The organism is Olivibacter sp. 47 (assembly GCF_030372825.1).
Lineage (GTDB): Bacteria > Bacteroidota > Bacteroidia > Sphingobacteriales > Sphingobacteriaceae > Olivibacter > Olivibacter oleidegradans.
The window spans coordinates 2,823,254-2,846,134 of sequence record NZ_JAUCNR010000001.1; the positions used below are offsets into that span (position 1 = coordinate 2,823,254).

A 22,881-nucleotide genomic window follows, 5' to 3' on the forward strand; every position below is an offset into this window, starting at 1 on the left:
AAATTATAACGTTTTTTACTTGTTGTCCATAATAGCGCGATACCCTTATCCTCAAATTCAGAACATAATAAAAATCCCTAAATCGGTTAAAAGGAAACATATTTGCTCTAATCAATAGTGATGTATTAATGTGTTAATATATAACCGTATGAAACTGCATAGATTTGATCGATATGCCCTAAAGGAGTGGAGAGATACAGGATATAAGCATGTGCATTTAACTCGGTCAGAAAATGTCGGTTTAACAGAGGGCTCCGAGAAACCTTTTATCTTATTGGAACCTTACTTAGACGACCGCGAAGCAAAGAAGTATGGAAGTGTAGTAGCCCTTACCTCAGCGGAAATAGAACAAATTATCCAAGATGATTCAGGAAAATATTATAAATAGATGTTTAACTATATAAATGGAGTAAGTTATGGCTTTAGTAAAAGTAATAGAAGTGATTGCTTCATCAGAAGTGAGTTTTGATGATGCTATAAAAAATGCAGTGAAAGAAGTCACAAAAACAATAAAAAATGTTGACTCTGTATATGTAAAGGATTTCAAGGTGCATGTGAAGGATGATCAGATAACAACATATGGCGCCGTTTGTAAAGTCTCCTTCAGAATTGACGAGGATAAGAGAAATCAGTCGCAATAAGCATTCATAAAATGGAGGTGTTATGCCAACTATTTGGAAAACTATGTGCAGAAGGGAAACGTCTTCCTTAAAAAATTGTTTACTTCGGTGGACGATTTTTGTATATAGGAGCAATATGTTCTGATTAGTAACCTTTTTTCTTTGATAAGTTCTTGTTTTTAGTTATACTTCCTGCTGAAGGAATGTACTATGGTGAAAAAAAGCATATTGAATTTTAAGATCAATCCGCCGGTTTTTTACTGCACCATCGGGTTCGTGTTCTTAAGCATCTTACTTTGTCTTATTTTTAAAGATTCGGTGGACGAATGGTTCACTAGAACGCAGTATATTATAACGGACAACCTCGGATGGTTTTTTATTATCACGGTGAATACTGTTTTAGGTTTCTGTTTATACTTGGCCTTCAGTAAGTTTGGAAATATAAGACTTGGTGGTGAAGAGGCAGAGCCTGAATTTAGCACGGTTTCATGGTTTGCCATGCTTTTCAGCGCAGGTATGGGAATCGGAATTATGTTCTTTAGTGTTGCTGAACCGGTCTCTCATTTTGCAAACCCTCCCAGGGAAGTATTAGACAGTTCTAGAAAGGCTATACAAGCGATGGAATACACAAGCTTGCACTGGGGTTTACATGCATGGGCAATCTATTCAATTGTTGGTTTGGCCCTCGCTTTTTTTTCATTCAATCACGGGTTGCCGTTAACGTTTAGATCCTTATTTTATCCCTTTTTAGGCGAAAAAATTCACGGTTGGTGGGGACATGCAATCGATATCTTTTCTGCCATTGCAACTTTGTTCGGCCTTTCTACTTCACTGGGTTTGGGCGTTCAACAAATGAATGCCGGCTTGCATTATTTATTTGATTGGAATATGGCGATATCCACGCAAGGGATACTAATTTTTGTCGTGACATCAATTGCTACATTATCGGTTGTTTCGGGCCTTGACAAAGGGGTTAAGCTCTTGAGTAATGGAAATATGGTTCTCGCTTTTTTACTTATGTTGCTCATTTTTTGTTTAGGACCAACTTTATCTATACTGAAGAGCTTTGTTCAAAATGTAGGTACTTATTTGGCAAATCTCGTGGAGATAAGTACTTGGAATGACGCTTATCAGGAAAGTGGATGGCAAAATAAATGGACAGTTTTCTACTGGGCGTGGTGGATTGCCTGGTCACCATTCGTCGGAAGTTTTATAGCGCGTATATCAAAAGGACGTACGATTAAGGAGTTCGTTTTAGGTGTTTTACTAATCCCCGCGTTATTAACACTTTTATGGATGACTATCTTTGGAGGTACCGCACTTCATATGATCTTGCATGGAGACCTATCCATGATAACGGCCGTAAATGATAATATTTCAACAGCCCTATTTGTTTTCCTGCAAAAAATACCGCTAACGGCTATTTTGTCAACTATTGCTGTTTGTTTAGTTGCTTTTTTCTTTATTACTTCCTCAGACTCGGGGTCCTTAGTTGTAGATAATATAACATCTGGAGGAAAGGAGCATACACCAGCTTTGCAAAGAGTGTTTTGGGCCTTCTTGCAAGGAGGTATCGCTATTGTACTACTCTGGGGTGGAGGATTGAATGCCTTACAAACTGCGGTAATCATAGCAGGGTTGCCTTTCGCTATGATTATTTTGTTGATGTGTTATAGTTTACTTAAAGGCTTAAGTGAAGCGCATAGAAAACAGTTGAAAAAACAAAGATTGCATCAAGAAAAAAGCTATAAGGAAATTGTACAGGGATTGTTGGACAGCAACGATCCAATTCATGATAGAGAATAATGATAACAAAAGACAAAAACAATGTGTTGATCGCAATGGATATGTCCGGGATGGACCAAGTGCTCGTCAATTATCTCTCCGGCCTTTTGGATGTGTTATCTATAAATAAGTTATTTTTTTACATAATATCCGTCTTCGTGAATTACCGAGCGAATTTAAACACCCATCTACTTTGTCCAAAATAAAGGAGCGCGTAAAGGAGCGAATAATGCGTCAGTTGAAAGATGTAAGGCTAGCTTCAATTAGCCATGAGATACGTGTAGAAACTGCGGAGTTCAGTGAAAATGCTTTTGACCAAATAGCTAAACATGAGCGGATCGATTTGGTGATTTTAGGAAACAAGCAACATTTAGAGGGAAGTGGGGCACTTTCACAAAAACTCACACGGTTATTATCTAGCGATATTCTTTTAGTTCCAGAGACCGTATTTATTCAACCAAAGCGTATTTTAGGTACAATCGATTTCTCGAAATATAGTAATAGAGTTTATACCTTAGGAGAGGCATTTAGTAAAGGAATACCGGACGGTCGGTTTTCCTGTATTCACGTAGCAAAAGCGCCCGTTCACTTTTTCCTTGGATTGAATCAATCCGAAATTAATAGGCTCTTGCAAGAAGAAACCGAAGCGAAAAAGTCAAAATGGTTAAGGCAGTATCAGATAGAAGGCAAGATAGAGACTGTGCGGGCAGATGGCAAACACATAGCTTCAGCCATCCTTGTCCACGCTCAAAACTACAAGATGGATATGATAATTATGGGTGTAAAAGGAAGTTCAAGCCTGACCAATCTTTTTGTTGGCGGCGTTACAAATGAAATCTTTCATCATGAAACAAATGCCGCTATTTTAATCTTAAAAGATTATAAAGTGGAACAGAACTAACATTGGTTTATTTCAGAACGCATGCCACGTTTGGTTAGGATATTGAATTTGAGATCGCCTGGAGTATAATTCCGCATATATAGGCTCCATAAGTTCCGACCGCATAGCCTAAAACCGCTAATAAAACACCTACCGGAGTCAAATAGCGACTAAAAGCCGCAGCGACAATGGGGGCGGATGCGGCACCACCAATATTGGCCTGGCTTCCTACGGCTACAAAAAAGAAAGGAGCACGGATAAGACGAGCAACCAGCAACATAATGGTGATATGACTCAAAATCCAGATAATTCCAACTAGAAAAAACTTTGGGTTATCAAGCAGTGCTTTTAAGTCCATGCTCATTCCGATAGTAGCAACTAGAATATATAGAAATAGCGAAGCGATGTTGGAAGCACCATCGTGTTCTAATTTACGTGCTTTTGTAAAAGATAAACCCATACCGAAGGTAGTAGCGATAATTACGAGCCAAAAAAAGCTGCTGGTTAGCGAATATTGAGCAGTTTGTGGGTAATGGACTTCAAACCATGGAGCAATATAATCGGCAAATAAATGGGAAAGGCCGGTGGCACCGAAGGCTACTCCTAATACGATGATCCAACTTGATATCCCCGAAGATGAGTTTGGTTGGCTAGCGTGTAACTCTTCCATTTTTTCTTCTAAATCGGTGATGGCTGAGTTATCGGCCCGTAGCCAGCGATCGATCTTTTCTTTCTTTTGAGCACCATATAACAATAGCCCCATCCAAATATTGGCCACCAGTACATCTACAGCGATCATTTGTGCAAAAAGAGTCTTGCTGGCCCCGAAAACTTCAAGCATAGCTGCTTGATTGGCACCGCCACCTATCCAGCTGCCGGCAATAGTAGCTAAACCGCGCCAGGTTTCTTCTTCTCCGAAATGTAATATGTCCGGAAAAATAAATCCCACTACCATGAAGGCTAATGGGCCGCCTAGCATAACGCCCAAAGTGCCGGCAAAAAACATAATAACCGCTTTGGAGCCTAAGCGTTTGAGACCTTTTATGTCGATGCCAATGGTAAATAAAACTAAACTGGCTGGCAGTAAATAACGAGATGCAACACTATATAAAGCAGACTTTTCTCCTGAAATTAAATTAAATGTATTGAATAAAGCAGGAACAAAGTAGCATAGTAGCACTGTGGGTATAATACTATAAAAGCGTTTCCAAAAAGGTGCTTGTAGTTTTGAAGTGTAAAAAACCAAAGCCAATACAGTCATTAATAGACCAAATACGACGGCATCGTTTGTTATTAAGGGGCTTGTACTCTGTGTTGTTTCCATCAATGGGAATAAGCTTTACTAGTTTTCAATATATGGTTCTATGGTGTCCCATGCCGGACTTTTTAATCCTAAACCTGGACTATTATCAACCTGGATTTCTCCATTAATGCATGGAAAAGCAACAAATGGATCGTTCGTGACACCTAAATTTCCGTCAAGATCAATAAATTCAGCCAAACTTCCTAATTGTGCGCCGGCAGCGGTTGCACATGATGTTTCAGACATGCAGCCAATCATCGTACGAAGCCCTTTTTTCCTAGCGGTTGTTAACATGGTATACGCCTCCCGGATTCCGGCCGATTTCATGAGTTTTACATTTACACCATGGTAAAATAACTCGGCATTGTCTATGTCCTTTAAGCGCTGAATCCCCTCGTCTCCAATAATTGGTAGGGCGCTTCGTCCTTTTAGCCATTCCATTGCGTCAAAGTTATTTTTAGGCATGGGTTGCTCCACAAAGATGACGCCCTGCGTACTCAACCAGTCAATTAATTTGGCCGCTTCTTCTTTATTTGCCCATCCCTGATTTGCGTCAATATATAAAGGTTTATCGGTTACATTTCGTATGGCTCGGATAATTGCTTGGTCGTCAGTTGTGCCTAGTTTGATTTTTAAATAATGAAAATCTTCCGCCTCGGTAACTCGCCTCGCCATAATTTCAGGGGTTTCAATACTAATTGTCTTTGCCGTATGGAGCTTACTGTTGGATAACCCGTATAATTCATGAATGGACTTACCTGTTATTTTTCCCCACAAGTCATGCAACGCCATATCCAATGCTGCCTTAACGGCAGGATTGCCTGTTTGCCTATTGTCTATATAGGATAAAATCGGGTCGATTGGTAAGGGAGAGCGAAATTGCGTCAATTCCAGCCGTTCTATGAAAGAAGTGGCGGTGTCTAAATTTTCACCGTAACGGGGAGGCATGGATGCTTCTCCGAAACCATCTATGCCATTATAGGAAATTTTGACAAGCATAATCGGAGTTCCTGTCCGGATGTTATCCGCAATTCGGAAAGGATATTCCATTTTTAAAAAATAAGGTTTGTAAGCTAGTTGGAGCATTTTTACAGTGAAAATACAGAGTTTAGTGAGTGTCTTTTGTGTTTTTTTAAGTCAAGATTGCTTGATTTGTTTTTTATTTAGGATTGCGTATAAATATCGATATTTTTTTTGGAAAAAAACAGCTTATGTTATCAAGAGAAATTTCGCTTTATTTTAAGTTTTCTTCGATTTGTGCGCTTGCGGCTCGTTTCGTGAGTAATCATTATGAAATACGCATTTGTTTTGAACGGAAATTCAAAACAAATGAGGTGTTTTCTTATAAATTACTTGAAGTGAAAAATTTAACAAACAGAACATAATTTCGATTCTAATTGGATTTTAATGTTTTAAATAGGTTTTTGGTGTAAAAATTGCTATATTTGATAAGTAGTGGCAGGGTGGGAGCTGCCCTATGTAAGATACAGAAACATTTGATAACGCTAAATTAAATTGAGATGGTAAATTTTGTTATGCTCTTATTTGCAGGGCTTTTTGCCGATGTGAAAGGACAAGAAAATACCGGGGGATTCATAACCGATCAAAATGGAAAGTACGTCGTTTATCATCAAGAGAAAGCAATAAAACTTGACGATAAGCAGGATTTTCAATCGTATGTTAGTGAATTTTTTGACAAGAAAGCAGTAAAGTTGAACGCAGAGGGTCAGGAACGTGTAACGGTGGAAGGCAAAACGGCTTTAAAGAGACATGCTACAATTGGAAACTATGTGGCAGGAGCGGTAAATTATAAGCTGGTTTTTGAGAAAACAGGGGATGGCTATCGGTATTGGTTTACCGATTTATCTTACCAACCCTATATCAAAGATCGTTATGGCAAAGTGGTTCCTGCCAAAGTGAAACCAATTCCGTTAGAGAAAGATATGACAGACATTAATCAGGGAAGCTGGAACAAACAACGTGAATATGCTTATCAAACCATAAGCACATTAGCTGAGAATTTTAATAAACATTTAAATCGGATTGATCAGCCTACCGTTGTGAATATTCCGCAGTAGCAGCAAGTATTATATTTTCAAATAATTGAAAAGCCAGATTCAGCGTACGAATCTGGCTTTTTGTCAGTATAGACTGTCATACTGACCGTGTATGCTTTTTGGAACATTGCTTGTTGATGACTTTTCGTTCACCATTCAGAAATTATTAATTCAGATATATTATGCAAGAAAAAGGAAACATCTCAATTCATACCGAGAATATATTTCCGGTGATTAAGAAGTTTTTATACTCCGATAATGAAATATTTTTGCGGGAGCTGGTGTCAAATGCTGTTGATGCTACACAAAAATTGAAAAGATTGGCTTCTTTGGGCCAATATGCCGGCGAAGTAGGCGATACGACGATCGAAATTTCATTTGACGAAACGGCGAAAACGATTACGATTTCTGATAAGGGAATCGGTATGACAGCCGAAGAGGTGAAGAAATATATTAATCAGATCGCCTTCTCCGGTGCTACCGAATTCATGGAAAAGTTCAAGGAGGCTAAGGATGCTAATGAAATTATAGGTCGCTTTGGTCTTGGCTTTTATTCAGCCTTTATGGTGGCTGATAAAGTAGAAATTCAGACCCTTTCATATCAGGATGGCGCACAGGCTGCTAAATGGGTCTGTGATGGTAGTACTTCTTATGAAATTAGCGAGGGCGAAAGAACGACCCGCGGCACTGACGTAATCTTATATATTAATAAGGAATCTGAAGAGTTTTTAAACAAGGCGAAGCTAGACGGCATTTTAAATAAGTATTGTAGATTTTTACCGGTTGCCATCAAGTTCGGAACAAAAACAACGTCGGAACCGGACGGTGAGGACGAAGAGGGCAAACCGAAATATAAATCTGTTGAAGTTGATAATATTATCAATAACACAAATCCGGCGTGGACTAAAGCCCCTTCTGAGTTAAAGGATGAAGATTACCTAAATTTCTATCGCGAACTATACCCATTCTCCGAAGAGCCTTTATTTTGGATTCATCTTAATGTAGACTATCCTTTTAATCTTACCGGAATCTTGTATTTTCCAAAGATTAAGAACGATTTCGACTTACAGCGAAATAAAATCAAATTATTTTCGCGTCAAGTCTTTATCACGGATGAGGTGAAAGATATCGTTCCTGAATTTTTAATGCTTTTGCACGGTGTTATTGATTCGCCTGATATCCCACTGAATGTTTCGCGAAGTTTCTTACAGGCTGATAGTAATGTAAAGCGTATCAGTAATTACATCACCAAGAAGGTTGCTGATAAACTGAGCGAATTATTTAAGACTGATCGCAAGGGCTTTGAGGAAAAATGGAAAGATATTGGCCTTTTCGTAAAATATGGTATGGTTAGCGAAGATAAATTTGCGGAGAAGGCTAATGATTTTGCATTGGTTCAAAATGTAGACAAGGAATTCTATACCTTAAAGGAATATGCCGAAAAGGTAAAGGATATTCAAAAGGATAAAAATGATCAGGTAATTTACTTGTATGCAAATGATGCCGCTAAACAAGATAGTTTTATTTCAGGAGCTAAAACGAAAGGCTATGACGTATTACTATTGGATTCTCCGATCGATGGACACTTTGTAAGTTATTTGGAGCAAAAAACAGAAAAAACACAGTTAAAACGCGTCGACTCAGATGTATTGGATAAACTAATCCAGAAGGATGAAACAAAAGAACTCGCCTTAAGTGAAGAAGAAAGCACAACGGTCAAAAGTCTTTTTGAAAAAGCAATTAAGAAAGATAACATGCAGGTTGAGGTTACTGCCCTAAGCGCCGATGAGATGCCTGTAACGGTTACGATGGATGAATTTATGCGAAGAATGAAGGATATGGCACAGAATGGCGGCGGTATGAGCTTCTATGGCAATTTACCTGACAACTATAAGGTTTCGGTTAACGGTAATCATCCGCTAATCAAGCGCATTTTAACGTCTTCAAACGACGAAGAGAAGGAGAATTTGGCAAAACAAGCTTTTGATTTAGCACTATTATCTAATGGCTTGTTGACAGGGCCTGAATTGACAAATTTTGTGAAAAGAAGCGTGAGTTTAATTGATTAGCTTGACAGTCTTATTTAAATACTAGGAAGGGCGCCGGTAAAATGGCGCCTTTTTTATGTTGGAATTAATAATAAGTTAAACGAACTACCTCTGCAATTTTTTTTGCTAATCGGATAACTTGTCTGCAATATCCATATTCGTTGTCGTACCAAACATAGATGACCAACGTTTTGCCATCGTCCGAAACGATAGTAGCCGGACCATCAATAACAGAGGTGTGGTTATTTCCTATGACATCACTACTTACCTGCTCTCTCGATATGGAATAATCAACTTGCTCCGATAAAGGACCAAATAAAGCTTCCGTTTTTAAGATGCTTTCAATCGTTTCTTTTACCACACTTTTTGATAACTGTAAATGTAAGATGGCCAAAGAGCCGCTTGGTACAGGTACGCGAACCGCATTGCCGGTCAGCTTTCCGTTCAGCGTTGGAATTACTTTGGAAATCGCTTTCGCAGATCCTGTTTCTGTAATTACCAGGTTGCTAGCTGCAGCTCGTCCGCGTCGTTCTTTCTTATGGAAATTGTCCAAGAGGTTTTGATCGTTTGTGTAGGCATGAATCGTTTCAATATGTGCCTTTTTGATCATGAAATGCTTGTTTATCATGAGCAGGACCGGCGCAACAGCATTTGTGGTGCAGGAAGCGCATGAAAAAACGCTTTCTTTTTTAAAGTCAATTTGGTGCTCATTGATGCCGGCAACGATATTCGGTATGTCGTCTTTCCCCGGCGCTGTCAAGAGCACTTTGGAAACCCCTTTGGCACGGAGATGTTTTTCAAGCCCTTCCCGGTCCCGAAAAGCGCCTGTATTATCGATTAATAATGCATTATCGATTCCATATTGCGTGTAATCAATGGTTTCCGGTTCGGTGCCGGTAATCAGTTGAATAAATTGGCCGTTGATGATTAGGGCTTTTTTTTCGCGATTAATACTGACAGTTCCTTTAAAATCTTTATAAATGGAGTCGTATTTAAACAAATCAGCCCTTTTCTGCAAATGGCCATCTTGAAGGCCGCGTATAACGATTGCGCGAAGACGTAGTTGTTCGCCCTTCCCGGTTTGTGATATGATCTCTCTGGCTAACACCCGACCTATCCGTCCGAAGCCAAATAAAATCACGTCTTTTGGTGTTAGTTTTACTTTATTTGAACCTATGTGCTTTGCCAGTTCCTTGGTAATGAAATCGTGTATGGAAGTGTATCGTTGATGTTGTTCGATCCACTTAAGCGTCAATATACCCAAATCGATTCGACTAGGAGCCAAATTGCTCGTTTTAATGGCCTTTGCGAGCTCTAATGTCTCATAAACGGAAATGTCTTTTTCTGTTATGTCGCGCGCGTATTGATGAATCGCAAGCGCTTCACTGCTTCCAATGTCGAATAATGGCCTTCTAAAAAGCATGAGTTCAATAGAACGTTCAAACGAAAGTTGTCCTACAGTAGTGATTAGCTGTAAAGCTGCTTTTTCTTTTTCAATCCAATTTTGAAATTCCGTTTGGTTTTGATTTGTCATTTTGAAATTTAATAAGGTTTATTTTTGACAAATCTATAAATTATTGTGATTTAAACCGATTGTTTTTGTCAGTTTGATAAATACTGTCGGGTAGGCGGAATTAATTTTCCGTAAGACCGGAGGTATGATATTTGACCATCTTTCAATTGTAAACAAAAAAAGCAGCCAAAACGGCTGCTTTTCATATTTTTTACGAATTAAATTGAAGTATTTATCCTAGATAAGACTTCAATATTTTACTCCGTGAGGTATGGCGTAAACGTTGTAAGGCTTTATCTTTGATTTGTCTTACGCGTTCTCTTGTAAGGTTAAAGGTCTCACCAATTTCCTCAAGAGAAAGTGGATGATTGGATCCTAAGCCAAAGAATAACACGATGATTTCGCGCTCACGTTCCGTTAAGGTTGCTAATGAGCGTTTGATTTCCTCAGAAAGTGATTCGTCTATCAAATTGCTGTCTGTATTTGGATCATGATTCTCCAATACATCCAATAAAGTGTTTTCTTCTCCCTGAACAAAAGGTGCGTCCATGGAAACATGGCGACCGGAATTGCTTAAGGTATCAGAGATTTTGTCCACCGTAGTTTCTAAAATATCCGCTAACTCTTCAGGTGAAGGCTCGCGTTCATATTCTTGTTCGAGGCGCGAAAAGGCCTTGCTGATTTTACTTAATGAACCTACCTGATTTAACGGTAAACGAACGATACGTGATTGCTCTGCAATTGCTTGTAAGATAGACTGACGGATCCACCAAACAGCGTAAGAAATAAATTTAAAACCTTTGGTTTCATCAAAGCGTTTAGCTGCCTTAATCAATCCTAAGTTTCCTTCGTTGATAAGATCTCCAAGTGTTAGTCCCTGATTTTGGTATTGTTTAGCTACCGAAACCACGAAACGTAAATTGGTCTTAGTTAAACGCTCTAAAGCAGCTTGATCGCCCTCCCTGATTTTTTGGGCAAGTATTACTTCTTCTTCTGCTGTAATTAGGTCAACTTTACCAATTTCATGCAAATACTTATCTAACGATTGCGATTCACGGTTAGTAATCGACTGGGTTATTTTGAGCTGTCTCATTAATTATTTATATGCCCCTTTCTTTAATAAAGTGTGCAAAAGTACAAAAATTATTTTTCTTATTAACGAATGAAAAGCAAAAAAGTTGTCTGATTTTTAGGGTTTTATCCAGTTTTTTTTGCAGTATTTCTATAGCAAAAAACGAGCCAAATCAAACGTCTGGCAGTCTTTGTCACGAGGGTTAAGAGCGCTGCTTAGATATTATGAATCAGCTGTGACAAAATAGCTTTTAATTAACTAAGTCGTTACATAAATCATAGCGCTCATGCCGTCGAAGGCGAAAAATTATTATATGCATCTGCTCGATCGTAAATAGCAAGTAGCGTTGTTTTTGCCTGCGTTTTTATGCTTGTTTTTATAATAATATTGCATATTCGATTACTTATCTGTATTTTTATTTCGCATGTAATTGTCGCCATATTGTATAGCCTGAACAAACTCAAATTAAATGAACCAACGCTACTATTCGCTGGATGTTTTTAGAGGAGCAACGGTCGCCCTCATGATTCTTGTTAATAACCCCGGAAGTTGGAGCTACGCTTTTTCGCCCTTAAAACACGCACCTTGGCATGGTTGTACACCAACAGACCTGGTATTTCCTTTTTTTTTATTCGCAGTAGGTAATGCGATGTCTTTTGTGATCCCAAGGTTACGAACGCAGGCAGGCAAGGTGTTTTGGAAAAAGGTATTAAAGCGAACCATTCTTATTTTTCTAATAGGTCTTTTACTTAATTGGTATCCTTTTGTACAGTGGAGTAACGACACTCTTTTGTTTAAATATTGGATAAACCCGATTAAATCCGATAGTGGTATACGAATACTAGGTGTATTGCAGCGAATAGCACTTTGCTATTGCTTCGCATCTATCTTAGTGTATTTCTTTAAAACTAAAACAGTCGTTCTCATAAGTATTTTTATACTGCTTTCTTATTGGTTGATATGTATACTTTTGGGCGATTCCGACCCTTATAGTTTGCAGGGCTGGTTTGGTACAAAAATCGATGTGTCTATATTGCAGATTGCCCATATGTACAAAGGGGAGGGCGTTCCATTTGAGCCCGAAGGTATTGCCAGCACGTTTACAGCGGTTATCCAGGTTGTTATCGGATTTTTAGTGGGACAATATATACAAACCGGCACGAAAGCCATTGAAGGACCAATGCCTATCTATCGTACAGTCAGCACCTTGATGGTTACGGCTGCCTTGTTAACACTTGGAGGAATGACATGGGGATTGGCTTTCCCTATTAATAAAAAAATATGGACGAGTTCCTATGTTCTTTATAGTAGCGGATTGGCGATTACAGCTTTGGGCGTATTAATCTGGTTTGTAGAAATTAAAGGGCATAAAAATTTCGTTACGAAATTCTTTGATGTGTTTGGCAAAAATCCATTGTTCATTTTTGTAATGAGTGCGCTAATACCTAAAACACTGTCGTTAATGCGAATTGAAAATGGGTTTGACGAAACAGGTAATCCCATTTATACCTCGCCATTACGGTGGTTTTATACAGAAATCTGCGCGAAATTTCCCGGGCCTCCGGAGATTGGATCTTTTGTGTATGCTATTTGTTTTTTTCCTTACTATGGGCTGTTTGTTACGTGATGGACAAGAAAGGAATTTATGTGAAGGTATAGCGTATTAGTCTCACACCCTCTGCCTTATGCCTTTCTTTTTTTGCTGGTAATTAACAGCATCAGTGCGGTTAGGCATCCATTTAGTAAAATCAGCTCAAATCCAACGGTATAACCAAGTGATTTTTTTAGCCAAGACTCAATGAGGTAGGAAAATACAGGGGAGATGAGGCAGATATAGGGAACTAATTTATCTTGTACCGATCGTTTAGATAGCATGCCAAAAGCAAAAAGTCCTAACAAAGGACCATAGGTATATCCTGCTGCAATGAAAATTGCGTTTACAACGGAGTCATTGTTGATTAGTCGAAAGAAGAGAATCACCACGAGCATGAGAAAAGAAAACACAAAGTGAACGATGTTCCTTGTTTTAACCAGTTTATGGTCGTTGGGATCTTCTTTTTTATTAAAGTTTAAAAAATCGACACAAAAGGACGTAGTAAGCGCTGTAAGGGCCGAGTCGGTTGTAGCAAAGGTAGCTGCTGTTAGTCCGAGCATAAAGATAATACCAGGTACAATAGCGAGGTGATTAAGGGCTATTTCCGGATATAGATGGTCCGGTGTTCTCAATTGGGCGATATCAATGTTGTTTTTGGCTGCATAGATGTATAGTAACGCACCGACAGACAAAAAAAACAGGTTAATAAATATGAAAATTGTTGTGAAGGTGAGCATATTCTTTTGCGCTTCGCCTATGGTTTTCATACTTAAGTTCTTCTGCATTAAATCCTGATCTAGACCGGTCATAGCGATGGTAACAAAAACACCGCCCAAAAATTGCTTCCAAAAATTCGCTTTACTTTCCATAAAGTCTTCCCAAAAGAAAATCTTTGAATAACTGCTATTCTTTACTGTTTCGATCGTTTCGAAAAAATTCAGATTTAAACTGTCGGCAATAAAATAAATCGATAAAACTACGGAAAGCAGTAAAAAGAAGGTTTGCAATAAATCTGTGATGATAATGGTTTTTAGCCCCCCCTTATGGGTGTACAGCCAGATGAGCAGTAGGCATATGATTATGGTAAGGGCGAAAGGAACATGCCAAGCGTCAAAAATAAAGCGTTGTAATACGATTGCTACGAGATAAAGCCTAAAAGCCGAACTGATCGTTCTCGAAATCAAAAAAATCATGGCGCCCGTTTTATAGCTATAAAATCCAAGTCGGTGTTCCAAGTATGAATAAATCGAAACGAGGTGCATTTTATAATAAAGAGGCAAAAGCACGAACGCTATCATGATAAAGCCGACCGCATTGCCCAATACAAATTGGAAATAACCGAAACTACCGTTTCCAACAGCTCCCGGGACCGATATGAATGTAACACCTGACAAAGCTGTACCTATCATTCCGAAAGCTACTACATACCATTTAGAGCTCTTGTTGGCGATAAAAAAGGTGGCATTGTCCGATGACTTTCTGGAAGTTAAATAAGCAATTAAGATTAAAACCCCAAAATAAATCAGAAGAAAACTAAGTAAGGTAATAGGCGACATAATTCGAAAGACGTTTTTGCATTTACATTATGTGATTTTAAATCGCTAGGACTGGTTTTATAGGTGCAGCATGTATTCTATAGCTTTCCTTACACTACCGTATTTTTCCAGTAATTCATTCGCTTTTTCCTGGTTAACGCCTGTTTCTTCCATTATAATACGAGTGCCTCTATTGAATAGTTTGGTGTTGGTTAGCTGCATATCCACCATTTTGTTTCCCTTTACTCTGCCCAGCTTAATCATCACCGAAGTACTTAACATGTTTAGCACGAGCTTCTGTGCCGTTCCGGCTTTCATGCGCGTTGAGCCCGTAACAAATTCAGGGCCTGTTATTACTTCAATCGGAAATTTGGCAATTTCTGCCATTGGTGTATTTGCGTTGCAGACTAGGCAACCGGTCGTAACTCCAGCTTCATTTGCAGCCTCTAACCCTCCAATTACGTAAGGTGTCGAACCGGATGCTGCGATGCCAAGCACTACATCTTTATTATTAATGCCATGTTCGCTCAAATCTTTCCATGCCTGTCGTTTGTCATCTTCTGCAAATTCTACCGCCTTTCTGATAGCGGTATCACCGCCAGCTATTAATCCTACAATCCAATCAAAAGGAACACCGAAAGTAGGCGGGCATTCAGATGCGTCTAATATACCTAAACGTCCACTGGTGCCTGCACCGATGTAAAAAAGACGGCCACCTTCTTCCATTCTTTCAACCGTAATTTTTACGAGTGCTTCGATCTGAGGGATCGATTTTTTTACCGCTTCCGGTACGGTTTGATCCTCTTGATTAATATTGGTTAATAACTCGTTAACCGACATCTTTTCCAGGTCGTTGTAGTAAGATTCTTTTTCAGTTGTATTCTCCATCGTTATTATTAACTATTACAGTCAAAAATCCACACAGCTAATATATGCATTTTTATGCGTTTTTATGTGTACAAAACTAAAAAACGTGCATACAGCTATTTCAACAGTTCATCTATTCTTTCGAAACGATATCCGTTATCTAATAATGTGTTTATTAAGCTAGGTAATCTATTGTAAAATTTGTCCTTCCTATGTGGCCCTACGCCTAAATGAATTAACATAATAAATCCCTTCAGTTCATGTATGTCTTGTTTCATAAAAGAAAGAACGGACTCATATATGACTTCTGACGAGCGATATCTTTTACCCATATCGGGCGTTGTATAGTCAGCTGTTGTCAGCGTTCCGGGCGTAAAGTTAATTAATTGTAATCCATGATTACTAGTCCATTCACTTATTTCTTTATTGTACCATTCGTATGGGGGTAAGAATAGGGGGGCTTTGGTTTTATCGATGCCAAATCTTTTTAATTTGTAATAAACCTTAGAAAGATCTTGATCGAAAGTGCGCCGATCGATTAATAAGCTGTCTCTGTTTGTCCAGTCGCAATAAAGCAAATGTTGGTCTGAATGGGCACCGATATAATGTTGATCTTCCAGCATTTTCAAAATCAATGGCTCGTTTATTGGATTGTCCAAAAATCTGCCCGTTAAAAAAAAAGAAGCTTTAATGTTCTGCTGTTGCAATTGGCGAAGGATAGTTGTTGCCCCTTCTGAGAATTCGTCGGCCGAGAATATTAAAGCTATCTCTTTGCGACTACAATCACCTCTGACTATAGCACCATAGCGATCCAAAACTACTTTTTTCCCGGAGTTCCTCCCTGTAACTCATGTTCTTTGGCTGCCAATAAATAAATGAGTGACGCACTTCCGTCCATGGTGGGCTCATTTGTACTATAATCACCATAATCGTCGTGGTAGACTGCTAAGTCGGATTGGAACGCTTCGTATTCATCCGGGTCTACCAATTCAATACCGATTAGGTTATTGAATATGTTGCTATATACCGGGCCATCTACCAGTCCGCCATCGATAGGGAAATTTTTTAAGTGAGTAAATGCCGAGTGTGGATCTGTTGGACTATCGCCATTGCGGGGTAAACCATATACCATACTTGTTCCCCAGGGATTGCATCCGAATAGCCAGTCGATATTTGACTGTTCAAGTTCTGTATAAGATTCGTCATCTGTCAAGTTTCGATACCATAAACATTGGATAGCAAAAGAAACCGTTAAGTTATTACTACACCATATAAAAGGGACTCCTCGAAAAAAAGCGTTTTGTTTTGCTCTCGTCCAAACTTTCTCGATACCTTGCCGATAATAGGAAATTAGCTCTTCCCGATCTTTTCCATTCAATTGTTTTGCCAGTTCATAATGGCCTAGATTGATAAATGGATACCATTGGTAATGTGAAGCTGTGTCGGTTTCAAGCCATGGCGTTATTTTCTCTTGCCTCGCGTATTGTAGCGCTTCGTTCTTAGATTTAATATCACCTGTTACTTGTAAATTACTTGCCGCAGCTAATTCCATATCATCTACCCAATTGTCTTCGGCATAAATATAGGGTGATTTTACAGAAACGGTCTGTGTTACTCCCGGCTTTATTTTTGCGAAATCATATGCGCTTTCGGCTTTATTTCTTAATTTATAAGCGTAGCTTTCATCTACATGTGTAAATAATAAACTGCCGAGATTGAAAGCACTCGTAAATTTAGCAGCCGTCGAGCTGGTGCCGGTTGTATTGTTTAGAAATTTTCCTCTTTGTTGGGCTTGTCCATCAATGAAATAAACGGGTCGCTCATAGCCACGGCCGTAAAAGGATCTTCAGCCGGCATCCGCATACCGGCATGGTCGCGATCATCTGCAATTTGGTTGAACATGAGATGTGGTTCGGGATGCATTTTGAGCAACCAATCTAATCCCCATTTTGCTTCATCCAATACATCTGCAATGCCATTGGGACCGCTGAGCCCGTTCGCTCGTTTTTCATCGATAAAAACACCCGGAAAATCCCGATATGCAGCTAACAAGTGATAGATCGCATTAGCTGACGTAGTGGAGTATTGTAGGTAGTCTGACGCGTCGTGCCAGCCCCCTCCAACGTCAATCTTCGTGCTATCAGGTAGACCCGCTTTGGCGGCATATAAGGTAAAGCCGTCATGTGTGTGGCAACTGTCTTTTAGAAATGGATTGAATAGCGTCCGCTGCTGACGCATATAGCGAAGCACAAAATCAGCCGTTCCTTTATATACATCGGGCGCTACCCGAAAGACCGGTGACTTTCCTGAACCTGCTACAATGTAAAAGCTTCCCGTATCCGCAAAGTTAGAGAAGTTTAGCCGATAGCTCTGCTTAAATGGACCGTATGCGCCATAGTCTCTGCCTACATCGGATGTGAATACGCTTCGTTTACTGCGGGCGTCTATCAAACTAAAAGAATCAATACTTTCTTGATTTAAAGAGCCCCAAACGGCTACTTTTATACTTTCTGGACCATATCCCAATTGATTGATGCGAATCACGGTATGCTGATTTTGCCGTATTTTTTTTGATGCGCAAGCAAAGCAAAAGCTAAAGATGGCGCAATAAAAGATAAGCTTTTTCATCTTCTAACGCTTAATTTTACAATTTTTCCGTCCATTGTACTGACTACGATATGTTTTTTGTCTAACGGCAACAAAGGATTTATCAAACAATTGGAAATTTTATGCTGCCAAATAAGTTTTCCATCTTGGCGTTTAATGGCCGTTAACAATCCGGAGTTGCTTGGAACCCAGACGATATTACTCGACTCCTCAATAGCTGTAGGGGCCAACTCGTAAGGTAATTGAAGGGACGATTGCCAAACGATTCGCATATCATTAGCCTTTGTCGATACACCGATGAGCTGCCCGTCCATTGTCTTGGCATATACCATTGAACGATCTGCCGAAAGTCCAATGCTTTCACGGACACGGTAATTATCCATTTTCTTTCTCCAGATTACTGTTCCCTTGGCTGCGTCGAGCGCTGTCATATAACGATCGGGAGCGACAATAAAGATGCGGTTATTGGCTCCTACGGGATAGCAGGCAGCTGGCGACAGCATTCTGTTTGAGGCTCCATTGCTCCAATGCCAGCACGTTTTTCCCGTTTTTAGATCCAATGCATAAAACTCATTTCCCCAAGTGCCGAAATAAATTTTGTTTTGATAAATCAGCGGTTTAGCAGATATATAGCCTTTTAATCCTTCAAATGACCACTTTATTTTACCCGAGCGGATATTGATGGCTCTGAAAGTGCCGTCCGACCCACCGATATAAGCAATGCCTTTGTGGACCACGGGAGATCCTAGCACGGCTTTACCTGTTTTGATTTTCCATTTTTGCACCCCGTTTCGTAAGTCGATACCGTAAATATAACTGTCGGATGAGGCAGCAATTACCATGTCTTTCCAAATGGTCGGTGTGGCGTATATTTTTCCCTGCGTTTGAAAAGACCAGAGCTTCTTTCCACTGTTTACGTCTAAGGCATATATTTCGCCAGATGTATTCCCGGTAATCAGCTTTTTTTTAGCCAAGGCAAGCCCTGAGCCTATATCGCTCCGGTCTTGGAAACCCCATACTTCCTGTATCTGTTTAAATTTCTCATTCACAGCATAGGAAGGTCGAGGATATACATCAATGTCCCTTTCAAAGTGGTGGTTTTTCAAGAGGATAGTTAACCAGGGTGATTGAGTAAGACTGTCTGGATTTCGTTCTTGGTAAATAGCTTTGCCGGATGATATGCGTACTATATTATAACCACCGGTGCTTCTTTTTGCCCGTAGGTTCGAACGTCCCATTACACCTGGAATACCTTCGAAATCATAAGCTTTATTGACGTGGCCGTGCCCACAAAGAAAAAGTTGTACATTATGTTTTTTGATACGGTCTATCGCCTCGTACCAGTTATTGAGGGAAGAATCCTGTGGATAATGATTGACGTAGATCAGTGGTAAATCGTCATTCAGTTTTAATACGGAATCTAGCCAGACTAGGTTTTCTCTAGGTATCTGCCCGGGTCCCATGCGCATATTTGGTCCCGAATTGGTGCCGGCAAATCGATAACCTCCATGGGTGAAATAAAAGGTTTCTGAACCGAAAACCTGCCTGAAGCTATTGCCGCCACTTTCTGACCAGTTCGCATCGTGATTGCCGGGAACAACGTAATAAGGAATATCTATGCTGTCCAGTATCTGTTTGGCAAGCTTAAGTTCATGATCCGCTCCGAATTCGGTAATATCACCCGAAACAATTACAAATTTTAAGTCTTTATTTTTATTGATATCTGCAACAGTTTTTCTTAAATCTTCCGCACCGGTTTCGCTCCCAACATGTGTGTCGGTAACATGTGCAAAATGAAAATCCTGTGCATAGGTCTTTTCAACAAAAAGGAGTAAAAGAAGGATGAGTATTTTTTTCATCACTTATAGTTGTTTTTGCACCCGGATGACGTCATCGGGTATGATGAGCGATTAATACAGGGGCTATTCGAAATCCGGATATAGCAGATATTTCTTTCTCATTTTTTTATAGATTTCAAGCTCCGGTTTCCAGCTTTCCTTGATCTCATCTTCCGTCATACCGGCCTTAATTTGTTGTATGAGTTTATCATTGCCTGCCAGTTTATTGAAGAATTCGGGGCGAGCGAAAAATTGGTCAGCAATACCTGCTTTTTTAAATAGCTTGTAAAAATCCAATACGTATTTAAGCGTAAAAGTTGAACTTTTGGGGTCTATATCGCGCAAATCAAGTCCATAGCATGTTTTATCCTGCTGTTCAACGTGGGCACTCATACCAGGCTTGGAGCCCGGAGTGAAAGTGAATTTGCCGAAGGAAGGATCCGGGTAACCCAATACCTGAAAGGGCCAATCTGTGCCTCTTCCTACACTCACGTCTGTAGCCTCAAAGAGGCAAAGAGACATATACAAACGAACCGAGACATCGTTCGGTAGACTGGGGGAGGGGATTATGGGTAATGAGTAAGGTGTTTTATGATCCCAGTTTTTCAAGGATATAACGGTCAAATCGCATTTTTTTCCTTTGTCCAACCATCCTTCGCCATTGATCATTTGAGCCAATTCACCGATCGTCAAGCCATGAATCATTGCTATTTTGTGAAAACTGATATTAGACTTAAATTTATCATCCTTTCTTACCGGGCCGTCTACTTGATCTCCATTTGGATTTGGACGATCCAAAATGATTATTTTCTTTCCATGGTTTGCACACAATTGCATAACCTGATGCATAGATGCAATATAGGTATAGAACCGAGCCCCCACATCTTGTAGATCGAATAACATGATATCGATGGAGTTAACGATGGAGTCAGCTTTTTTGTTTTTTCCGTATAAACTGTATAATGGCAAACCTGTTTTTTCGTCTACCTCATTGGAGACCTTCTCACCACGTTCAATACTGCCCCTAAAACCATGTTCCGGTGCAAATGCAAATCGAAGGTCGATCTTGTTTTCTAATAGCACATCTACCAGATGTTTTTTATCCGGCCCAACCACTGAGGTTTGATTGCCCATTAGTCCGACTTTTTTTCCTTTTAGCAATGGTAAATAAGCTCCAAGCTGATCAGCGCCGGTAAGAATTTTATCCTTCGTAATGGCTTGGCGACTTTCTTTTTGTCTAGTATCCCGCTTGCCTTGCGAACCTTGCGTGCAAGATGCATGTAAAAGAGCGAGGAAGGAGAATATAAAGGGGAGAAGTTGTATGCGTTTCATAGACGTTTTTCTTAATTAAGGACTGTTTATGGTATTTCGGCAAAAGATATAAATATTTTATCTTTTGCCGAAATGGTGCCTATATAAATGGAATCGGCTTAACGATTACCAGCCGGGATTTTGTTTAAGCTCCGATCCGTTTTCACGATATAAGGTAATTTGATCAATCGGTAAGGGCCATAAATAAACCCGCTCATTGTCAAATACTCGCTGAGATTCAGCTCTAAAGGCAGGTATAATGTATCCGATATCGCCACCGCCTTCCAGTACCAAATTCGCTACACGACTTTTTCCGTCATCATCTAAATAGTCATTTTTATTAATCCAAGCACCACGATTGATACTCATGTTGTTTCTCGTATCTGTATAGGCGAGTTTCTTCCAACGCCTCAGGTCGTTAAGCCGAAAGCCCTCCATCATTAGCTCAGCTCGACGTTCCCTTCTTATTTCCCATACAATAGAGGATACGTCCGGATCTTTTGTCGGATCGGAGTAGGTAACATTATTAACCATAGCTGAAGAACCGGAAACTTGCAAATCAGGTAGTCTATTGGCAAGCCCTCCTCTTTTGCGGAGTGCGTTAATAGACTTGTCCAGATCCTCTTGGCTAATGGTACCGAGTTCTGCGCAGGCTTCTGCATAATTGATTAGTACCTCACCGTATCTAATAATAGGAGCGTCAGTAGGATTTCCACTTAAGTTCCCTTCGGGAAGATCTTTAATAGATTCATTAAGGAACTTATGCACAGAATATCCTGAAGTCGAATAGTTCGTTACAATTCCTTGAAGCCTCAACTCGGGTATAACCGTGCCTGCCATTCGTGGATCCCTGTTAGCAAGTACGTCACCAATTGAGTGATCTCCTTTGTATACTTTGGATAAGGTTATAGGAAACCCATCGGTGCATAGGTAGTTTTCAATCGCATTTTTAGAGATACCCGCTTGAGATTCTTTGTTATTATTGCTATGCAACGCATGTGTTAAAATTCCTATTGCATATTTTCTATACATAATCATTTCCGGGTTCGAGCTTAAATCCAGTGAGTTGAAGAGGGATCGGTAGTCTTGACCAAGACTATACCGTCCTGAAATAATAAGCTCATTGGCTGCCCATTTCGCTGCTTCCAAATACGTTTTTGCTTTTTCCTGATCAATGTCATGATATTTAAGCCATGTTCCCTGAAATAAAAATACACGTGACATAAAAGCCAAAACAACATCTTTGTTAACAGTCAATCCTTTTTCACCATTCTGAAGACGTACATGTTCTGCTGCGAATTGAAAATCCTCGAGCATTTTGTCTGTAACAAATTGTCTTGGATCTCTTTTTTTATAAAGTAGCTCGGTATCTTGATCGTCAATAACCTGATCGTACCATGGCATATCGCCAAAACGACTCACGAGACGATGATATTCCATGGCTCTAAAAAAACGGGCAATACCTGTCCAATGATTTTTTGCCTCCTCATCCATCGGCACCTGAGGTATACCGGCAAGCATCACATTGGCTCGTCTAACCCATTCAAATGTCCAAAGAGCATCTGCGGCTGAGGAAGGGACAATCTGAACGAATTGAGCTGGGGCTGTATTAGCGAAATCATCGTTCAAACTCTCACCCGAAAAATAGTCTCCCCATGTATTACCTCTTCCATATCCGCGGAAATAACGCTCATAAAAACCATATGAAAAGGTTCTAACATTGTTTTCACTAGTCCAATAATCGTTGTTAGTAAGTTCGTCCAACGGGTCTCGTTCGAGAAAATCTTTTTTACAACCTGCTAGTAGGAGGACGGTTAGTACATATATTAAAGCTGTGCGTTTCATAAGAAT

Annotated in this window: 19 protein-coding genes; 7 read left to right on the plus strand and 12 right to left on the minus strand. The window is 39.7% G+C overall.

Going from position 1 to position 22,881, the window contains the following annotated elements:
* The first annotated feature begins 148 nt into the window (after positions 1-148).
* The 4 genes from QT327_RS12210 to QT327_RS12225 all read left to right on the plus strand — a co-directional run bounded on the left by QT327_RS12210 (position 149) and on the right by QT327_RS12225 (position 3,306).
* Entirely contained in the window at positions 149-388 is a 240-nt protein-coding gene (locus QT327_RS12210) for a hypothetical protein (RefSeq protein WP_149105656.1), read from the plus strand.
* Between the two features lie 28 nt (positions 389-416).
* Complete coding sequence (locus QT327_RS12215) at positions 417-641, plus strand: dodecin family protein (protein ID WP_013666510.1); 225 nt, start codon at positions 417-419, stop codon at positions 639-641.
* Between the two features lie 189 nt (positions 642-830).
* A complete protein-coding gene (locus tag QT327_RS12220; protein WP_149105657.1) occupies positions 831-2,426 on the plus strand; it encodes a BCCT family transporter in 1,596 nt (531 codons plus the stop codon).
* 172 nt (positions 2,427-2,598) lie between these two features.
* Positions 2,599-3,306, plus strand: a complete 708-nt coding sequence (locus QT327_RS12225) for a universal stress protein (RefSeq protein WP_289552995.1) — start codon at positions 2,599-2,601, stop codon at positions 3,304-3,306.
* Between the two features lie 34 nt (positions 3,307-3,340).
* Here QT327_RS12225 and QT327_RS12230 read toward each other — a convergent pair whose 3' ends face one another.
* Both QT327_RS12230 and QT327_RS12235 read right to left on the minus strand, forming a co-directional pair.
* Complete coding sequence (locus QT327_RS12230; protein WP_149105659.1) at positions 3,341-4,609, minus strand: DUF819 family protein; 1,269 nt, start codon at positions 4,607-4,609, stop codon at positions 3,341-3,343.
* An 18-nt stretch (positions 4,610-4,627) separates the two neighbouring features.
* Positions 4,628-5,638, minus strand: a complete 1,011-nt coding sequence (locus QT327_RS12235) for a dipeptide epimerase (RefSeq protein WP_198140270.1) — start codon at positions 5,636-5,638, stop codon at positions 4,628-4,630.
* Between the two features lie 470 nt (positions 5,639-6,108).
* Between QT327_RS12235 and QT327_RS12240 the strand changes: the two genes are divergently transcribed.
* Together QT327_RS12240 and htpG are read left to right on the plus strand one after the other, a co-directional pair.
* Entirely contained in the window at positions 6,109-6,666 is a 558-nt protein-coding gene (locus tag QT327_RS12240) for a hypothetical protein (protein WP_013666515.1), read from the plus strand.
* 161 nt (positions 6,667-6,827) lie between these two features.
* On the plus strand, positions 6,828-8,714 hold the full coding sequence (gene htpG, locus QT327_RS12245) for a molecular chaperone HtpG (RefSeq protein WP_013666516.1): 1,887 nt from the start codon (positions 6,828-6,830) through the stop codon (positions 8,712-8,714).
* Positions 8,715-8,778: 64 nt separating this feature from the next.
* Here the strand turns inward: htpG and QT327_RS12250 are convergent, their stop codons facing one another.
* Both QT327_RS12250 and QT327_RS12255 read right to left on the minus strand, forming a co-directional pair.
* On the minus strand, positions 8,779-10,227 hold the full coding sequence (locus QT327_RS12250) for a glyceraldehyde-3-phosphate dehydrogenase (protein ID WP_149105660.1): 1,449 nt from the start codon (positions 10,225-10,227) through the stop codon (positions 8,779-8,781).
* Positions 10,228-10,438: 211 nt separating this feature from the next.
* A complete protein-coding gene (locus QT327_RS12255; protein WP_013666518.1) occupies positions 10,439-11,299 on the minus strand; it encodes a sigma-70 family RNA polymerase sigma factor in 861 nt (286 codons plus the stop codon).
* A 448-nt stretch (positions 11,300-11,747) separates the two neighbouring features.
* Here QT327_RS12255 and QT327_RS12260 point away from each other — a divergent pair, with 448 nt between their 5' ends.
* Positions 11,748-12,905 carry an acyltransferase family protein gene (locus QT327_RS12260; protein ID WP_289552996.1) on the plus strand — a complete coding sequence of 386 codons (1,158 nt, stop codon included), beginning with the start codon at positions 11,748-11,750 and terminating at the stop codon, positions 12,903-12,905.
* 56 nt (positions 12,906-12,961) lie between these two features.
* On the opposite strand, the gene QT327_RS12265 is transcribed toward QT327_RS12260, so the two are convergent.
* The 8 genes from QT327_RS12265 to QT327_RS12300 form a co-directional block, all read right to left on the minus strand.
* On the minus strand, positions 12,962-14,428 hold the full coding sequence (locus QT327_RS12265; RefSeq protein ID WP_130857849.1) for a sodium:solute symporter: 1,467 nt from the start codon (positions 14,426-14,428) through the stop codon (positions 12,962-12,964).
* A 57-nt stretch (positions 14,429-14,485) separates the two neighbouring features.
* Complete coding sequence (murQ, locus tag QT327_RS12270) at positions 14,486-15,295, minus strand: N-acetylmuramic acid 6-phosphate etherase (RefSeq protein ID WP_149105662.1); 810 nt, start codon at positions 15,293-15,295, stop codon at positions 14,486-14,488.
* A gap of 95 nt (positions 15,296-15,390) precedes the next feature.
* Complete coding sequence (locus QT327_RS12275) at positions 15,391-16,089, minus strand: polysaccharide deacetylase family protein (protein WP_242627369.1); 699 nt, start codon at positions 16,087-16,089, stop codon at positions 15,391-15,393.
* A gap of 2 nt (positions 16,090-16,091) precedes the next feature.
* A complete protein-coding gene (locus tag QT327_RS12280; RefSeq protein ID WP_289554430.1) occupies positions 16,092-17,078 on the minus strand; it encodes a glycoside hydrolase family 9 protein in 987 nt (328 codons plus the stop codon).
* Entirely contained in the window at positions 17,042-17,902 is an 861-nt protein-coding gene (locus QT327_RS12285) for a glycoside hydrolase family 9 protein (RefSeq protein ID WP_289552997.1), read from the minus strand. The genes QT327_RS12280 and QT327_RS12285 overlap by 37 nt, the downstream gene beginning before the upstream one ends.
* Positions 17,899-19,740: an outer membrane protein assembly factor BamB family protein gene (locus QT327_RS12290; protein ID WP_149105663.1), complete on the minus strand. Its 1,842-nt coding sequence runs from the start codon at positions 19,738-19,740 to the stop codon at positions 17,899-17,901. Before QT327_RS12290 ends, QT327_RS12285 begins: the two co-directional genes overlap by 4 nt.
* A gap of 63 nt (positions 19,741-19,803) precedes the next feature.
* A complete protein-coding gene (locus QT327_RS12295; protein WP_149105664.1) occupies positions 19,804-21,051 on the minus strand; it encodes an exo-beta-N-acetylmuramidase NamZ family protein in 1,248 nt (415 codons plus the stop codon).
* Between the two features lie 105 nt (positions 21,052-21,156).
* Positions 21,157-22,875 (minus strand): RagB/SusD family nutrient uptake outer membrane protein, encoded by a 1,719-nt coding sequence (locus QT327_RS12300; RefSeq protein ID WP_149105665.1) that lies wholly within the window; start codon positions 22,873-22,875, stop codon positions 21,157-21,159.
* Between the last annotated feature and the right edge of the window lie 6 nt (positions 22,876-22,881).